Raw genomic sequence first — 16,437 nt, forward strand, 5'->3', positions numbered from 1 at the left:
GATGGAACTGATGACGACGTACAGCCCGGAGATGCGTGAGCGAGCCCTGCGGATGCTCGCTGAGGCCGCGCCGGATCACCCGAACCGATGGACCGCGATCCGCCACGTCGCCGGCCTGCTGGGGATGAGTCCGGAGACGCTGCGGCTCTGGCAACGCAAGGCCGAGGTCGACGCCGGCACGATCCCGGGCGTGACCACGGAGGCGGCGGAGGAGATCAAGCGCCTCAAGCGCGAGGTCGCCGAGTTGCGGCGGGCCAACGAGATCTTGAAGTCCGCGTCCGTGTTTTTCGCCAAGGAACTCGACCGTCCCACGACGAGATGATTCGCTACATCGAGCAGCACAAGGATCGTTTCGGGGTCGAGGCCATCTGCCGGGTCCTGCGCCCGGCAGTCAGTGGGTTCATCACTTCCCGCGGATACCGCGCCGCCAAGGTCAGACCGGCATCCGCTCGACAGCTGCGCGACGAGCTCCTCGTCCCTGAAGTCGTCCGGTTGCATGCCGAGAACTACGGGGTTTACGGGCGCCGGAAGATGCACGCGCTGCTGAAGCGGCAGGGCTGGGACATTGGTCGCGATCAGACCGAACGGCTGATGCGCATCGCCGGGGTCTGCGGCGTCAGGCGGGCCAAGTCGGTCTTCACGACCAAGCCCGACCCAGCTGCGGCGAAGCCGCTCGACCTGGTGAACCGCGACTTCACCGCACCCGGTCCCCGGCAGCTCTGGGTCGCTGACGTGACCTACGTCGCCACGTGGTCCGGCGTCGCCTACGTCGCGTTCGTCACGGACGTGTTCTCACGGCGGATCGTCGGCTGGAACGTTGCCGCGACGCTGAAGGCCGACATCCTGCCGCTTCGGGCCCTGGACATGGCCGCGTGGGCCGCCGGGGGACGCCTCGAGGGGCTGATCCATCACGCCGATCACGGATCGAACTACCTGTCGATCGTCTACACCGACCGCATCGGCGAACTGGGCGCTACGCCCTCCACCGGGACGGTCGGCGACAGCTACGACAACGCCATGGCTGAGGCGGTGAACGGGCTCTACAAGACCGAGCTCATCCGCCGCCGCGGGCCCTGGCGGACCGTCGAGCAGGTCGAGCTCGCGACGCTCGAATACGTCTGGTGGTGGAACAACCAGCGCCTCCACTCCGAGCTCGACTACCGCACCCCGATCGAGGTCGAGCAGGCGTTCTATGCTGCCCTCGAATCAGCCCAACCAGCACCCGCTGGCCAAAGGGAACGATAGGAACCGAACCCAGGCCGAATCAATGGATAATTGGGGGCTTATTTTGGTATCGAATCGCTCAAGACGACGCCGCGTCGTCGGCGTGGCCGGCAGTGTGGCCGCTGCACTCGTTCTTTCGCTGATGGGAGGCACGGCAGCATTCGCAACGACCAGCGCACCTGCCCCGGCAGTCCCGGCGTCTCCGTCAACCCACGCATCATCAACACAAAGCGCTGCCACATCGCCGGGCTACCAAGCCAACCTTAAAGCGGTACAGGCAAAGATCGACGCTGCCGGAGGTGGGGGCATCCTTGGCTCCGTGTCGGTCCCGTACGAGGTTTCGTCCAGCGCAACACCGAACGCCGCGCAACCGGATGCCGGCGGGTACCCCAGCGGGTGTGGATTGACGGTGACGGTCTATTACACCCACCGGACGACCTCAAAGAGCAGCGTCTACAACGAGTCAACCTCGAGCTGCCCAGGTGCGACAGGGACCACACTCACCCTCGAAATCGTGAAGGAAGACACGATCTTTGGCACACTCAGCACAGTTGCATCGAAGACAGCCAGCGGGGGAAACCCGTTCAGCGGGGAAGCCGAGTACCTGTGCCCGACCGGGAACACCAGCGGATTCCAGGCGGTAACGTATTCGAGCATCACCTACGGTGGGCAGGTGCTTTACGCGGAAGCGTATGACGGCGCGCCGGGCGGCGGCTACTACCGGTACTCGTGCGGCTAAAGATAAGGATCAGATGCGGTTCGTTCCGGTATCTCCGGGTCGAACCGCCTCGCCATTTCTGCGAGAGCCTCCTCGATGCTTGCGGATGTCTTCCCTTCGGCGCGTCGGTGGATGAATTCAAGAACGTCCCAAAACTCTGTCACTGAGTGCCTCAGCCGCACATAGTCCGCCGCATCTCGTACCCACACCCAAAAACCGGACCGAGAGCAGAGAGTGTCACCCACGTAGATCGCAAGCTCGTAGAGCGGCTGCGGTTCCAGGGGTATTTGCCCCTCGGAAAGACCACGATCAAGCGCGCGGATACTCTGATCGCTGCCGTCCAGCTCGATCCCAAAGTGTCGGACGGTGTGGGCGAGGTGTCCATAGGTACCGATCGGGCCAGGAAGTGCCCGTTCGCGGGTATTGAGGGCGGACCCGTAAGGAGAGAAGCCCCGAGCTAGAGATGTCGGCGTGATGTATTTCTCCACCATGAGTCCAATAGTAGGCGACGCCAAACCCGCAGGGCTGGCGGTCTCAGTATCGGCCGTTGGCCGCCGCTATCTTAGGGCCCGTGCGCCAACTTGCGATGAAGAATTGCCGCCATTCATCGCTGTGACCCACACCCGTATGACTGTCCCGCAAAATTGCCCGGTGAGGGTGCCTTGAACGCTACGGTCGTCGGATGCTCATTGGATACGCCCGCGTTTCGACGGCTGGCCAGGACCTCGCCGCCCAGCGTGACGGTCTCCATGCGTCGTGACCGGACAGGCCGGCTCGAGGCAACGGAACACGCGCTTCGACCAGTGCAGGACGACCGGCAGGCCCAGGATCGGCGCATCGCTGATCCTCACCTGCCGACGGGCATGGAGCCGGGCCACTACCCCGCAGCCCGGGCAGCCGCGCGGTCCCGGATCGGTCTCGATGCCGAGCAGGTAACCGGCCTTCGAGTCGACGGCGACCGAGATCAGATGGAGTCCGTCAGCGTTCAAGAGGACGTCAGCGAGCGCGCAGTAGCAGGCGCCGCGACCGCAAATACGATGGGCCACGTCGGGGTCTTCTTGCTTGAGGATGCTTGGTCGCTCCCCATCCTGGAGACCCCGACCCGTCACTCCCGGGAACGCCCCACCCGGCCTTACTCACCCAGCCCCGACCACGCTCAACTCCGAAGAGCCCGCGGCCAGCTGCGGAAGGTGAAGGGGCGGGGGAAATCCGCGCACGGATTCGCCGAAAGCTCGCGCGCAGAGACGAGCGGGGTGATGCGGATGCGCTCACGGGTCGCATCCTTTAGGCGTTCCAACGGCATCTTGGCGATGACCTTCTGCGTCTCGGCCTTCCGCAGAGCGACACCGGCATCGACAGCCTTCTGTCGGTAGCGCGACTCCTTATCGAGCGCGTCCTGGATCGTGTTGGCCGCCGCAGCAAGGTTGGCGACAGCTGTGCCCGGCACGAGCTGGCCGGCCCCCAGCGACGAGAGCCGCGGAGCGAATCCCACGCTCGGGACGAGCGCGTGAGCGACATCGACGGGCTGCGCCGAACGCGCACGATCATCGAAGCGGGTCAGCGTCGTGGCCACACCCGACGCCGCACCCCAATGCTGGTAGTCGAGCAGGTAGCGGCCTGCGCGTTCGCCCGCATCACGCGACTGACCACCGCTGAACAGCTTGCGGAGTCCGAAGTTCGACTTCGCATCGTTCAGTGCTTTCGGCACCTCGTTCGTGAGCTGACCGAGCCAGGTCGCTTCATCCGCCTGGATCTTCGGCAGCACGACGGAGCGGGCCAGGATGCCGAGCTGCCCACCATCGGCATCCCGCAGCGGCAACACCGCCCAGCGGCTCCCACTTCGGATCGCCACATCGACCATGCGTGCGCGAAGCACGCCGAACGCGGCATCAGCGTCAGCAGCGACCCGAGCGCGATGCGCGACGATGGCCGCGGCATGTTTCGACCATGCGGTGCCTCTTCGATCGCTGGACGCAGTTGCTGCGCCTCGTCGCGGCTCAGGGGCATGTGCGCTGTCGTTCCTCTCGGGCAGGCCTACGCTACCGGCACCTGCGGACGTCATCCGAAAAGCTTCAGCGTTTCGAGCCCGCGTTCGCTGATGCTGACGACGTAGGGGCCGCGCTGCGTGGAAGCTCGCCGAAAGATCGCGCGCTCGTGATCGAGGAAGCGTTGCGCTTTCTGTTTGCCGGTGAGCTGGTTCTTACCGAGCGCGAACATCCGAGCTTCTGCGGCGATGACCGCCCGAGCCTCAACGGGTCTCTTCGCGATCGCCTTGTCGCCGGTGAGCAGCACTTCGCCTTCGGTGGTCGCGTCGCGGATCCAATCGATGTCGGCGAGCCCTTGAGCGGTGACGGCACCGTAGCGTTCCCGCATGCTGACGACCTGCCAGCCGGCGGCGCGAAGGGCCTCAGGAACCTCATGGTCCCCGAGGCTGCGGTCGGAGAAGAACCGCAGGTCCGCCACGGGTGCCTACGCAGCCGCCAGCACGAGGTTCTCGACGGTCGGAGCCGGAATGTCATAGTCGGCCGCGACCTCTTCGATCGTCTCGCCTGCGGCGATCCGATCGAGAACATCTTCGACCCGCACGCCGTACTCGGTGAGCGTGGGCTGGCCGAAATTGATCTCGGGGTCGATCGTGTATTCAGCGCCGGACGCCCTGGGGATCCGAACTTGCCCGATGAACCCGTTGCGGTAGTCGACCTGTTTGAGATGCCCGCGAACGATCTCGCCGAAGGCGGCCTGCCCGTTCCGCACGACGACGAGCCTGTTGTCATCGAAGGAAGCATCCTTCTGGCGGAGGTCCCAGAGGATTTCTGCGCCGTCCGTGGCAAGCCTGTCGCTGGCGAGAGCGTGCTCAAGGCCGATCTGGGTGCGGAGCTGTTCGAGCGCGGGCCGAATCCGGGCGACGGGCACCCCTGCCTTCGTAAAGGCGCGAACTATCCAAGCCTCTGCGAGGCCAATGAACGGCACGGTGTACCCACGGCCTGGGCGTTCGACGGTGATGAATCCGGGTTTGCGATTGCCTGAGGTCGTCTCGTAACCGCTCGCCCAGTGGTTGAAGGTCGACTGGGGCAGGCCGAGCATCCCGGCAGCTTCGCTCTGCGTGTAGAGCGGGGTCAGCAGCAACTCGTCCACGATGCCCTCCTCGTTCGGCTTCAAGGCTAACAATGCGAAGGCCTGAAGCCCGGTTGAAACCCGGTCGGTCGCGTCGATCAGATTAGCGGTGGCGGCCGACATCGAGAGGCGTGGGAGCGATGGCCCGGGTCCTCGAATATGGGCCAGTAGGCGGGTGACCACTTTGGTGACCAGATTGCCCTCGAAAGTGACCAGATTGGCCGTCATCAGCCGGTACTCATCGGTACGCTGAACCCCATGAGAACCGCGGAAATACGCGGATTCTCAGCGATTCTCAGTCGCAGCGGCGGCGAGCCCGGAGCCCTCAGTTGTTCTTGGTTCAAGTCCAGCCGGATCTCGCAGTGGAGCTGTCAGCTACCGGCTTTCCGTCGGCCGGGTGCGCAGTCGAGATCCTCCGATGCACGACACTGCCAGTGGATGGAAGCGCTGAGATCGGCGGGCTCGATGTAGACGTTCCCGGACAGAGGCGGGGGTCGGACCGGATGCGCTGGTACATGACTGCTGATTGGTTCGGGCAACCCCAGGTCGGTTGCATGGTGACTGCGGTCGAGTTGCGGCACGTCGAGTCAGGACGGCTGTAAGCCGGGCGGGGTGCGTCGTTCGTCGGCGTGGCGGAGTTCCTGGCGAAGTTTTCGTTGGGATGGCGGGCGGACGTGGATCAGGAGTTGGTGGAGGTGGTCGAATTTTGTCAGGCCTGCCGCCTGCATGAGCGCGCGGATGTTCGTGCCGGCGGTGAGGTGGGTGATGAGCCAGGTGTTGCGCATGCGGGGAGCGTTGGGGTCGGGTTCTGCGCCGCGGTCGGTAGTGCGGAGGAAGTTGTTCAGCGTGTTCGGGCCGTGTTTGCTGCGGCTGGCGGCGCCGAACACCCACTGGTCCGGGGCGAGATCCTGAATCCGGTGCAGGAGGAGGTGCTCCCAGGATGACAGGAGCGGCACGTCTCGGACCGTGCCCTCGGTGACGTGGACCATGACGCCGCCCTCGTCGGAGCGGATATCGCGGCGTCGCACGCGAAGTACTTCGCCGGATTTCAGTCCCGCTCCGGCGCAGAGCGCCAGGACAACGCTGGCGCTTCGGCGGCGTGAGGCGGTGGCCTGCCCGTGCGCCCAGCTGCGGAGCAGATCGAGCTCGAGCGCGCTGTAAGGGGCGGTGGTGGCTTGCGGTGTTGCTGGGGTGAAGGGGATGTTGGTGTTGGGCGCGAGGAGTTCTGACATGCGCAGCAGGAGCGAGCGGTAGGTGCGGCGGGTGCCGTCAGTCCAGGTGACGTCGGTGCGTGTGAGGTAGCGGCGGACGAGGGTGGGGTGGAAGACGAGGTCAATGCGTGGCGGGTAGCCGTTGACGTTGACGACCCAGTCCACGAATGGTGCCGCGCAGACGGTGAGGTCGTAAGACGAGTACGCGCACGCTCCCGCGGTCGTCTCGACGGCGGACTCGACGAGGTCCTTAATGACTGCCCAGCGGTCGTCGGCGACGTTTGGCCGGTATCTCGTCGCCGCCATCAGATGCGTCCCGGACGGGCGCGCGGGGATCGTCCGGGCGACGGCGAAGCCGACCGAGCCGCACGACTGCGGGCGGGCGCGACGATTATTCGGCTGCGGTGCTCTGGGGATCGGGGGATCGAGGGAGGCAAGGTTCGGACCAGGAGAAGCCCCTTCGCTTGATGTCCTGGAGGGTTCGAGCGGGGAACGGACACGCAGCGGTGGCGAATGGCGATGCGTGTGGCTCGGCCCCGATGCTTCGGCATTTTCGTACTGCTTTCTTCCTGGCCGCAGGCGATCTTGCATCCTTTGACGCCGATGCCTCGACTCTCGACCACACGATCGCGAACGGCTCCTCCCGCGTTCGTTAGACCGGTTGCGCGGCCGATTCGACGCTAACAAGCTCATGCGCGCCCGTGGTCCTGTTCCTGGCCTCAAGTTCAGGGCTTCCGGGCCATACATTCGGGATGGAGCGCGGGAGGAGTCCCTTCGGGATGAAGCGCGGGAGGAGTCCCTTCGGGATGGAGCGCGAGAAGAGTCCCTTATCGAAGGGGTGCGAGAAGAGCCTTTCGTGCGAGTCCCCGCATCTCCTTGGTAAGGTGCGAGAGGCGCCCCTTCTGCATGAGCGCAAGAAGAGTCGCTCTTGCATGGAGCGCGCGAAGAGTCCCTTTCCCGGCCGGCGCAGCGGCTCAAGGGTGATGAAACTGACGGAGGCCAGCCCCGGTCGGTGGCGCCGGAGGAAGTTATTCAGGGCTTTAGGACCGTCATTGGCGGGCATGGCGACGAGCGCTGGGTGCGCGACCTTCTGAATCCGGTGCAGGCGGCGGCATTCCCAGGATGTGAGGGAGCGCGCGAGTGGAGTCGCGGACGGTGCCGTTGCTGACGCGAACCAGAACGTCGCCGCGGGGGGATGGTGCTGCGTATCGCGTCCGCTTAGTTCCACCAAGTACGCGGATGCGAACGCCATCGGCACCGACCTCGCCGCCGAGAGCATCGCGAGGTCGTTCGCGATATTGCGACCGTTGACGGGTCTGACGGTGTCGTGTTCGACACCAGCACCATCACGGTGCAGGAGATTCGTGAGCAGACCGAGTACCCGGGCTTGCGGGTCAGAGTGTGAGCCGGCATCGGCCCGTGGGCGGGAACTGCAGCCTGGGATGTGTCGATCGGTGACCCGATCATTCCGGCGCCCTATCGACTGCGCATTGAACGAGTCCCTGGCGACCCGATCCACCTGATCGGCTACGCACCGGAAACCCACGATCGCCGAGAAGGGCGTCACGGTCCTCGAGCGGGGGCTGGCGAGCACGCGGTGCCGTGACGCGTCGACATCGTCCAACTCGTCCGGCAACGCGTTGACCAGGACGAGCTTCTGCGCTCCGCCCAGGCCGTCGCCCGATATCAAGGTGTCCGGCTCGAGCCGGTAGCTCCCCGCTTGGTGGGCTACGGGAAGATCGGACAGGTCAAGTGGGCTGAATCGCGGCGCAAGGAGAAGCTCCAGGCGGTGCGAGGAGAACGTCGATGACCAGGTCTCGCTCGTCGCATCGTTGCTCGACCCGGTATTCACGCGCGGATCAGATGCCGAGGCGCGGGATCGCGTAGTCCCAGGGGATTCGCTCTTGTTCGAGCCGCACATTGCCCTCTGCTCCGAGCCTTCGCAGCGTTGCCTGCTCGGCGGGGGTCAAGAGTGGCAGAACGCCCGTGTCCGGGTCGCTGTCCGTTCCCCACAGATCGCGGTGCTCAAGGAGAGTCTCGGTATCCATGAGAGCTGCGGTTGCGTCCACTCCGTGGGCGCGGAGTTGGTGCAAGATCGAGAAGCCGTGCGAGTCGAGATCGCCCCAGTAGATGACTTCTTGCGCCCACGGTAGGCGCGCGACCAGGTCTACTCGCCGACCACCGCCGTCGAGCACCACGGCGCCGCGGGAGTCGGGCAGTGCGAGCATCGTCGTCAGGTTCTCAAGCACGAAGATTCGCGCCGTGCGCAGTGGTAGTGCGGCGAGCTGCTCGACCGGTGCTGTGACGTCGCGCAATGGGCCAGGTTGCAGGGCGGGGTCGAGATAGCGCATGCGGATCAAAGGAGACGGCTCGCGAAGGCCGAGGCCGATGTTGCCCGTCATCGCGGCGTGCAGCGATTCAACGAGACGGCGGCGCACCTCGATCCATTTGGTGTGGATGCCGCGGATGGGCAGCTCCCGCAGCCGGAGTCCCGATGACGGGTTCTCACCCAGCCAGGCGAGAACCTGCACGAGTCGTTCGAAGTCGGTCGCGTCGAGCGCCGCGATGACACGAGCCTGGGCCTGCAGCACGGCAATGAGCTCGGTGCTGGGATGCGTTCCGGATCCGATGCGGAGCTGGTCGAGACGCGCTCGTAGAACGGTCCACTCGTCCTCGGCTCCGGCGACCCTGGCGATGGCGTCGGCGCCGTGCACCTCGGCACGCTCCGGAACCGCCTGCGAGCCGACTCGAGGCCAGTGGCGGGTCGTCCATGACAGCGCGATATCGCCGGATGCCTCGGCCTTTCGCCACGTCGCGACCCAGATTTGCGCGTGATCGAGGTCCGAGAGCGCGGCGCGCTCTGTCGGCGGGTGTAGCGGCGCGTCGAGGATGATGTCGCGCTGCCCCGTTGCCGCCCAGCCGCGGCTGTCGCGTTCGAAGAGCCGTCGTGCCCGTCGGCGCAACTCCTCGACGTCGACGGGTGATGCTCCACTCACGCGCGCGTCTCCGCTTCCGCCGCATGCGGCCTCGGGCTCGCGTCGGCGACGTCGAAGACGACGTTCGCAAGGCGCGAGGCCCGGCGATCCGGGTTCGAGATGGAGGTGATCGCGCCGACGTACGGCTCGAGCGTCTGCAGCAGCTTCTGCGGCGTGGCGAGGATCATGTGGAATCCGAACGCGCGGAAGACCTCCATCGCATTGCGCGTGTAGCGGCTGTCCGCCTTGTCGAAGGCCTCGTCGAGAACGATCGACCCATATTTCGGCACATCGTCCTCTTCTTCTGTGAGCTGGTAGCGCAGAGCCGCCGCTAGGCAGAAGATCACGAGCTTCTGCCGCTGCCCGCCAGAGAGCCCTTCCGCCGAGTCGTATACCCGCAAGACCCGGCGGGCGGAGTTCTTCTCACGCGCGAGGAAGCTCACGTGCAGTCGCGTGTCCAGCACGCGCGTGCGCCAGTCCAGGTCTACCCGGTCCTTCGACCCGAGCCGGCCGATCACCCGCTGCAGCACTTCAAAGCGCTGCTCGGCACCCCTCTCTGATTCGTCGGCCCAGTTGCCCTCGACAATGCGGCGCAGCTCGGCGAGGAACTCCTCGACCTCCACCGAGCGTCGTGTCTTCACATCGATCTCGAGGAAGGTGTCCGCACCTTCGAACGGTGAGCGGCCGAGCGATGCGTTCACCGGCAGGATGCGCTCACGGATCAGCCCGGGCGCGTCGCGCAGGTCCCCCAGGAGATGCGCGACGACATCACGCGAGCGCTCGCGCAGCAGGCGCCGGAATTCGCCGACCTTGTCCGGGAGTCCGCGCTCGAGAATCCCCTTGAGCAGCTCGCGATATCCGTTTCGATCGGCGATCTCGATCGTCAGTTCGCTCGCTACGGCGGGCCACCTCGAGCGGAACTCTGCTGCGCGGCCGGCGAATGCTGCCTCGGCATCGCGCACGCGTCTGCCCGCGGCATCCTTCTCATGCGAGAGCTTGCTCAGGACGACCCGGGCGACGGCGTCGACGGTCTCAAGCGAGAGAGAGCGCCGCTCAGCGCGGAACCGGGCTCCCAAATCCTCTGCCAGCTCTGCAGAGACCGGCTCGACCCTGGCCGCCTCGAGCTCATCGATGCTGGCCTGCACCAGCTCGACGGCCTTGCCGGCGATGGCCTCGTCGCCCTGTGCGCGCTTGACCTCGCTCTCCGCCACTCTGCACTGCTCGGCGGCGAGCTCCTGCGCCTGCTGGGCTTCGCGCAGGGTCGCGGACCCCGAGGTAAGCTTGTGCAGCTCGCCGCGACGTGCCTCAGTCACGCGCTCAGCGGATGCGACATCGACCTGATCCCAGGTGAGGTGCGCTACTCGCAGGAATACGGTTCGCCGCGTGATCAATGCGTCCCGCTCGACGCTCGCGCGAGCGACGACTTCTGCCGTTGTCAGCTGAGCCGCTTCGGCCTGCCGTCGCAGGACGAGCAGCGCTTCAAGGCGGGCGTCGATATCGCCGCCGAGAACCCACCGCGTGGCATCCGTCACCGCTGAACGGTCGTCTTTCTCATAGCGTCGGGCTGCGCGCTTGACTAGCCCCGTGACCGTGACGCCACGGTCGATGTCGTCGAACTCATCGGGGTTCGCCACGCACGCGTAGTCGTATTCGGTCGCGATGCGCCGGCGCACGTATGCCGCCGCCCACCCGTCGGCGACGGCGACGCGGTGCACGAGAGAGCGCGGGTCTCGAGGCCGCCGAGGCTCCTCGACCGAGACTGGCACCGCTTCCATCACCAGGCGGACGCCGAGATGCCGGGAATCGGCGGCGCGTCGGACTGCGGCGAGATGCGCATCGGGCACGAGCAGGGTCGGCGCGAACGGCGTGAGCACCCTCTCGATCGCCCCCCGCCACTCGGCGTGGTCGGGAATCACAGAGACCAGCTCGGCGGCGAAGGGCAGGGTTGTCTCGGGAACGGACAGCGACTGGGCGAGATATCTTCGGGCGCTGAGCAGCCGAGGGTCGAGGTTGCTGCGGTGGTCTCGCAGGGCCTTCAGCTGCGCGTCGAGCTGCTCGAGAGTGCGCCGCGCTTCACTCGCGGCATCTTGGATCTTATAGTCGAGGGCCGCAATCGGGTGTGCCCCCTCGGCTATGGCGCTCGCCACCAGCTCGGCGAACTGTGCGGCGTCGCTCGGAGCCGGGGCACCGATGCTGTCGAGATCGCGAGTGAGCTCCGCCAGCCGAGTGGCGACCGCGTTCTGATCGGCCTCCGCGGTGTCGACCTGCGCCTGCAGCAACTCGACGCGCGCGCCGCCTTCATCGCGTACCCGAGCGCGGGCCGTCTCGAGCGCGTCGGACGCTAGCTGCTGTGTGCGCTCTGCTTCGCGCAACGCGGCGGCGGCGCGAGCCAGCGTAGCGCGAGCCGGGGCAAGCGCCTCGCGGGCGAGGTTCAGCTTGAATGTTGCGGTGTAGGGCTCGACGGCGTCGCGCAGCCGGGTGGCGTCTGCCTCGATGGCGGATGCCGCGTCGAATGCCGTGATCGAGGCATCGACCCGACCCAGCGCGTCTGCCTGGCGCCGCAGATCAACGACGTGCGCATGCGCGCGGTCAAGCTCGGTGAACTGCTCCACCGCATTATCAGAGCGCGCGAAGGTGCCGGGCAGATCGAGCATGAAGCCGCGGAACAGGGCGTCGAGTGTGCCGAGGTTCTTCGCGGACTGGGTCTTGTGCAGCAATTGCAGGGTCGTATCGCCGCGGAAGCCGAACTGGCGGGTGACGCGCTCGTGGAAGCGGCCGTGTTTGCCGCTCGTCGTGATGAGCGCGCTCGGCAATGCCGTCGTCATCCGACGCGCGTCGATGCCGTTCTCGACATGCGGCTTGAGGGAAAGCAACTCCAGCTCGCCGCGCAGGAACAGGCGCGCGTCTTTGAGCGCGGAGCTGTCGGTGCGCGTGCCCGGGGCGTGGAAGACCCGCGCGAGCGTGACCGGCTCGTCCGCGAGATTCTCGTAGCGCAGCAGGATTCCACTCCAGGTCGCGCGCGGGCGCAGGTACGTCGTCGTGGCCCGGTCCGCGCGCTCGTCGGCCTCTTTGGTCCAGGCTCCGCGCACATAGCTCATGAGCGTGCGGTCACCCTGCCGCGAGGCGCCGTCCTGCGCGGCCGCGTTCAGCTTCAGCCAGCGGTCGGGCGTGAGCACGGCCGCGATCGCGTCGAGCAGCGAGGATTTCCCAGAACCGGACGCGCCGGTGAACAGATGGCCAAGACGTGCCACGTCCACCGCGACAGCGCCCGAGAACGTTCCCCAGTTGACGAGCTCGATGCGGGCGAGCCGCCACTGGCCGACGTGGCTCGAATCGGACTGGATCTCGTCGTTGGAGAACAGCATCGTCATTCGTCTGCCCCCTGAATCTCGCGCGCGTCGCTCGGCTCTCCCGCGCCTTCGCGTGCGATGCGCTGGTACTCAGCGGTGATGGCGCGCACCTGATCGGCGTCGACCAAGAGCCGCAGCACGGGGGAGATTTCGGCGCGATCTTCGCCGACGGGGTGCAGCACGCGCAGCTTGTTCTGCATCTTGTGCCACGACGAGCTGACCCGGCTCGTGAAGTCCTTCTCGTCCCGATCGGCGGTGCGGAACACGGCGAGCTGCTCGAAGACCTCGGCTTGCCCGACGATGACGCGCCCGCCCCCTTCCTCACTGAGCAGGGTTTGGCGCAGCACCAGCAGCATCGCGGTATCGAGGAACGTCAGCGGCTCGGAGCGGACCGCGCGGGGCGCGCCTTCCGCAGGAGCGTTGCGCACGAACGCGAATTCGTTGTCGGGGTCGAGGACGAGTTCGAGGAAGAGGTCGGCCAGGCGGGAACGGATGACGTCCTGATCGCTCAGCAACACGGACCACAGCTGGGCCTCGCGGGCCCCGGAAAGATACGGGCCGCGCACCAGGCGCAGCAGTACCCGACGCGCCCGATCGGGCAGCGCGCCGGTGTCGGTCGGCCAGAGGCTCGTGTTCGTCGTCTCCTCGGCTGAGCCGTCCAGTGGAGTCTCGGTCATACAACCGCTCCGGTGAATCGATGAGCGGCGACCACGGCGGTGCGATCGACCTCGTCGACTCCGCGCCAGCGGAGCACTTCAGGCTCGTCGTCGATGGTGCCCTGGTCCGCGGCTAGTGCGAGAAGGCCGACGACGCTGCCCACACCCTGGGTCGCGGGGTGTCGGTCGAGCACATCTGCCACGGTGCAGCTTCGAAGTTCGGAGAGTACGTCGTTGACGTTGCGGGTAAGCTCGTCGAAGTCGATTTCGGTTTCGCGAGCAAGGGCGCGCAGTTCCTTGATGTTCGCGGTCTCGGTCTCCTGTATCGGCACCTCAGCGGTCGCCGCGAACTCGGCAGGATCGTGCAACTCGAGCGCTCCCGCGCTTGACATCGAGACCGCTGAGAGATCGAGCGCGACGCCGACGGGATGCCACGGTCGGGTGTGCGCGGCCGCCACGACACCGGCGTGCTGCGCCTCGCGCAGCAGCGTCCGCAGGACCCGGTCGCGCTGATAATCCTGCGATTGCACATAGCGGCGCAGTGCTCGGGCGAACAGGGTGATGACGTCGTGGATTTCGGCGCTGCGGCCCTTCAGCGTCGTGAGGAACGAACGCAACGCACGTCGTTCGTCGGGAGAGAGCGTGTGTGCGAACCTTCGGTCGAGAATCCGGCGGATGTCTGCCTCGAAGGCCGCGCCGAGCGCGGGGTCGAGTACGAGCTGCGAGAACGCCGCGAAGCTGCGGCCCGCATCGGAGTCGGAGATGTGGTCGATCCCGCGAAATACCTCATCGACCACCGCGGCTTGTGAGGCATCCGACTCGACGATCTTCGCCCGCAACGAGGCGTTGAGCGCCTCAAATTCGGCACGTACGCGTGCGAAGTCGTCTGGTACATCGGCGGCCTGGGCGAGCAGGTCGCGCACCTGCTCGAGCGCTCGATCCCCGTCAAGTGCGGCCTCCTCGCCAGAACGCAACTTGGAGATGCGCTGTTTGACCCGCTCGATCTCTTCTTCGAGAAGAGCGATGCGGGTACTCACATCGGGGTCGGTGTCGATTGCCAGGCGGCGCAACTGCGCAGCGAGGCTCGCGAGCCGCGACTCGGTGACGCTCGAGCGAGGGGCCGCGCGGGCCTGCAGGAATCGGATCGCCGCGATCGCGTCTGGCGAGAGCTCGAGTGTCTCGCCGCGCGCCTCGGACGATGGGCGCCGCACCAGGAAGCCGGCGGAGCGCCATTCGCTGCAATAGCCCTTTGCGCTGAGCGGCAGGACGAAACCTTGCACACGCAGGCGCTCAAGGTCGGCATCGAGGCGCTCGTAGAGCTCTTCGGCGCCGATACGGCGCTCATCACCGCCCAAATGCACGCCCAGGAGGCCAGCGATCAGCGGGGCGTTGTCGGCGCGCAGAAGGCGCCACGCAGCGTCTCGCTCAGCGACGTGCGCGAGTTGGAGTGCTTGGGCGACGGCGGGCACGCCATCATTCTGGTGCAGGCCGGCGACATTGCTCTCGGGATGTCGTCCCTCACGTGCGCGATGCCCTGTACTGGGGCCAGCGCGGGCGTGCTCGGTTCAACGGTCACCAGTATTGGGGCGGCTCAGGGCAGGCCTCCAGGGGGACGCGAAGTGGGGACCGCAACCGGTGCAAGGAGTGAAACGTGTGCAACCGCTGACGTCGTTGGTCGCCCCGAGTCGCCTGCTGCAAGGATGAATCGCCTGGCCTTCGTTCTTATCGGGTTGTTTGTCCGGCGCGGGCAGTGGAGGCGGGAGTTGTTCCACCCCACACGTACTCGAGCGTGGCGAGCTCGACTTGTCGACGGTCCGCCAGGGGCCGCGTTGACGGATCAGCTCGGCAACGGCCGCGGACGCGGCCGTCAACGATGGATACTCGGACCGGTGCTCACGCACCAGCCGCACGGCCCGCTCCCGGAGCGCGGGATCGATCTTCTTGGGCATGACTGACATCCTTCAAATCAAAAGGATGCGGCATCAAACCTGGAGCGCTTCATGGCGCGCGAGAAGAGTCCCTTCGGGATGGAGCGCGAGAAGAGTCCCCTGAGGATGGAGCGCGAGAAGAGTCCCCTCGGGATCAGGTGCGGGAAGAATCCGTTATCGAACGGGGGTGAGAAGAGCCTTCCGCGCGAGTCCCCGCTCTCCTTGACCAAGCGCGAGAAGCGTCTCTTCCGTGCGGAGCGCGAGAAGAGTCCCTTCCCGTCGAAGCGGATGGGGCTGCGTATCGCCTCCGCTCACTCCCACCAGTGGTCGTCGGGGACGGTCTGTCCGATGCTGTGGCGGAGGATCGCTTGTCGAAGTTCGGCCCACGGGACGGGTTCGCCGGCGAGGCGTCGCAGTGTTGGCAGGCCGATGCTCTTTCCAACGGCTGCGTCGTCGAGTGCGCTTCTGCCGAGGACGAAGAAGTCCCACTGGCTAATGTCGAGCGGGTCGTATTGGTCGTGGCGTGTAGCGGTTTGCACGGCGAACACGTAGACGTGTGCGTTCAGCTGCCTGCCGGCAGGGTCGTGTCCGTGTCGCGGGTGGTAACGGGTGCCGCGGAGGCCGCTGAACTCGATGCGCGAGAGCGCGCGCTGTTCCCACGCCTGCAAGTACGCGGACGATTTCACTTCGACTCGGATCCGCTCATCGACGAGGAGGTCGTATGCGTCCCATTCGATTCGGGCAGCGTCGCCGAGTCCGACCGCTTGGGCGACGAGGAACTCCGCGAGATACCCGCGAGCGTTGTTCATCCGCAGGTCCGAGAGCGCAAACCGCCAGAAGTCCGCGACGGTCGCGTCCAGTCCGCGGAACCGTGCTGTCCCGTCCACCGCTCCTCGCGGCGGCGGCTGGATCCATTCCTCCACGGCCCGGCCAGGCTCGGCGGCGGAACTCGGATTCGCGTCGCCCGCGCTCCCGAAGACAGCACCCTCATCCGCGCGAACGGGCAGCGCGGGCGTCTGCACGGAGCGGCCGCTCCCGATCCACGGGCCGTCGTGGGCCACGCAGGCTTGGCAGCGATCAGTTGCGACCAGCAAGGGGTTTCCGCCTCCAGTCGCGGGGAGGCGTTCTCCGTTTCCGAGTCGTTCCCAAGCGTCCGGGATATCGAGGTCCGCCCATCTGCTCATGTCCGGGTCGTCGCCTTTGTGATGACAGCCATCGAAGTGCGCCATCCCCCGGGGCGAGACTCGCAGCATCGCGGACG

13 protein-coding genes and 1 pseudogene are annotated in these 16,437 nt (G+C 66.4%); 3 read left to right on the forward strand and 11 right to left on the reverse strand.

Annotated features, from left to right (window positions below; translation table 11 throughout):
• Positions 1-52: 52 nt before the first annotated feature.
• The 3 genes and pseudogenes from CAM01S_RS15025 to CAM01S_RS02760 all read left to right on the forward strand — a co-directional run.
• Positions 53-181, forward strand: a pseudogene (locus tag CAM01S_RS15025) (IS3 family transposase); the annotation flags it as partial.
• The gene (locus tag CAM01S_RS02755; RefSeq protein ID WP_245631524.1) at positions 148-1,245 is read left to right on the forward strand and encodes an IS3 family transposase; all 1,098 of its coding nucleotides are present in this window, start codon (positions 148-150) and stop codon (positions 1,243-1,245) included. The pseudogene CAM01S_RS15025 and the gene CAM01S_RS02755, both read left to right, overlap by 34 nt.
• Positions 1,246-1,633: 388 nt before the next feature.
• Positions 1,634-1,963, forward strand: a complete 330-nt coding sequence (locus CAM01S_RS02760; RefSeq protein ID WP_066516006.1) for a hypothetical protein — start codon at positions 1,634-1,636, stop codon at positions 1,961-1,963.
• Here CAM01S_RS02760 and CAM01S_RS14530 read toward each other — a convergent pair.
• The 11 genes from CAM01S_RS14530 to CAM01S_RS02815 form a co-directional block, all read right to left on the reverse strand.
• A complete protein-coding gene (locus tag CAM01S_RS14530) occupies positions 1,960-2,433 on the reverse strand; it encodes a hypothetical protein (protein ID WP_157071363.1) in 474 nt (157 codons plus the stop codon). The genes CAM01S_RS02760 and CAM01S_RS14530 overlap by 4 nt on opposite strands.
• A 195-nt stretch (positions 2,434-2,628) precedes the next feature.
• The gene (locus CAM01S_RS15245) at positions 2,629-3,051 is read right to left on the reverse strand and encodes a transposase family protein (protein WP_157071364.1); all 423 of its coding nucleotides are present in this window, start codon (positions 3,049-3,051) and stop codon (positions 2,629-2,631) included.
• Between the two features lie 47 nt (positions 3,052-3,098).
• On the reverse strand, positions 3,099-3,818 hold the full coding sequence (locus tag CAM01S_RS02765; RefSeq protein ID WP_157071365.1) for a hypothetical protein: 720 nt from the start codon (positions 3,816-3,818) through the stop codon (positions 3,099-3,101).
• Positions 3,819-4,000: 182 nt separating this feature from the next.
• Positions 4,001-4,405: a PIN-like domain-containing protein gene (locus tag CAM01S_RS02770; protein WP_066516017.1), complete on the reverse strand. Its 405-nt coding sequence runs from the start codon at positions 4,403-4,405 to the stop codon at positions 4,001-4,003.
• A 6-nt stretch (positions 4,406-4,411) separates the two neighbouring features.
• Complete coding sequence (locus CAM01S_RS02775) at positions 4,412-5,284, reverse strand: DUF433 domain-containing protein (protein WP_083527665.1); 873 nt, start codon at positions 5,282-5,284, stop codon at positions 4,412-4,414.
• A 359-nt stretch (positions 5,285-5,643) separates the two neighbouring features.
• Positions 5,644-6,573, reverse strand: a complete 930-nt coding sequence (locus CAM01S_RS02780; protein ID WP_066516022.1) for a site-specific integrase — start codon at positions 6,571-6,573, stop codon at positions 5,644-5,646.
• A gap of 1,553 nt (positions 6,574-8,126) precedes the next feature.
• Positions 8,127-9,263, reverse strand: a complete 1,137-nt coding sequence (locus CAM01S_RS02790) for a Wadjet anti-phage system protein JetD domain-containing protein (protein WP_066516026.1) — start codon at positions 9,261-9,263, stop codon at positions 8,127-8,129.
• Complete coding sequence (locus tag CAM01S_RS02795) at positions 9,260-12,613, reverse strand: ATP-binding protein (protein WP_083527666.1); 3,354 nt, start codon at positions 12,611-12,613, stop codon at positions 9,260-9,262. Before CAM01S_RS02795 ends, CAM01S_RS02790 begins: the two co-directional genes overlap by 4 nt.
• Positions 12,610-13,158, reverse strand: coding sequence for a DUF4194 domain-containing protein (locus CAM01S_RS02800; RefSeq protein ID WP_245631507.1), 549 nt, complete (start codon positions 13,156-13,158; stop codon positions 12,610-12,612). The genes CAM01S_RS02795 and CAM01S_RS02800 overlap by 4 nt, the downstream gene beginning before the upstream one ends.
• A 107-nt stretch (positions 13,159-13,265) precedes the next feature.
• Positions 13,266-14,717 carry a DUF3375 domain-containing protein gene (locus CAM01S_RS02805; RefSeq protein ID WP_066516040.1) on the reverse strand — a complete coding sequence of 484 codons (1,452 nt, stop codon included), beginning with the start codon at positions 14,715-14,717 and terminating at the stop codon, positions 13,266-13,268.
• Positions 14,718-15,487: 770 nt separating this feature from the next.
• Positions 15,488-16,360 carry a hypothetical protein gene (locus CAM01S_RS02815; protein ID WP_157071368.1) on the reverse strand — a complete coding sequence of 291 codons (873 nt, stop codon included), beginning with the start codon at positions 16,358-16,360 and terminating at the stop codon, positions 15,488-15,490.
• Positions 16,361-16,437: the final 77 nt, after the last annotated feature.

The sequence above is a fragment of the Curtobacterium ammoniigenes NBRC 101786 genome, assembly GCF_001571045.1.
In the GTDB taxonomy this organism is placed as follows: Bacteria; Actinomycetota; Actinomycetes; order Actinomycetales; family Microbacteriaceae; genus Curtobacterium; species Curtobacterium ammoniigenes.

What these genes read in the sequence shown, in the direction of transcription:
- CAM01S_RS14530 (WP_157071363.1), bottom strand. Translation starts at nt 2,433, where the DNA reads ATGGTGGAGAAATACATCACGCCGACATCTCTAGCTCGGGGCTTCTCT.
- CAM01S_RS02775 (WP_083527665.1), bottom strand. Translation starts at nt 5,284, where the DNA reads ATGACGGCCAATCTGGTCACTTTCGAGGGCAATCTGGTCACCAAAGTG.
- CAM01S_RS02780 (WP_066516022.1), bottom strand. Translation starts at nt 6,573, where the DNA reads ATGGCGGCGACGAGATACCGGCCAAACGTCGCCGACGACCGCTGGGCA.
- CAM01S_RS02795 (WP_083527666.1), bottom strand. Translation starts at nt 12,613, where the DNA reads ATGACGATGCTGTTCTCCAACGACGAGATCCAGTCCGATTCGAGCCAC.
- CAM01S_RS02815 (WP_157071368.1), bottom strand. Translation starts at nt 16,360, where the DNA reads ATGAGCAGATGGGCGGACCTCGATATCCCGGACGCTTGGGAACGACTC.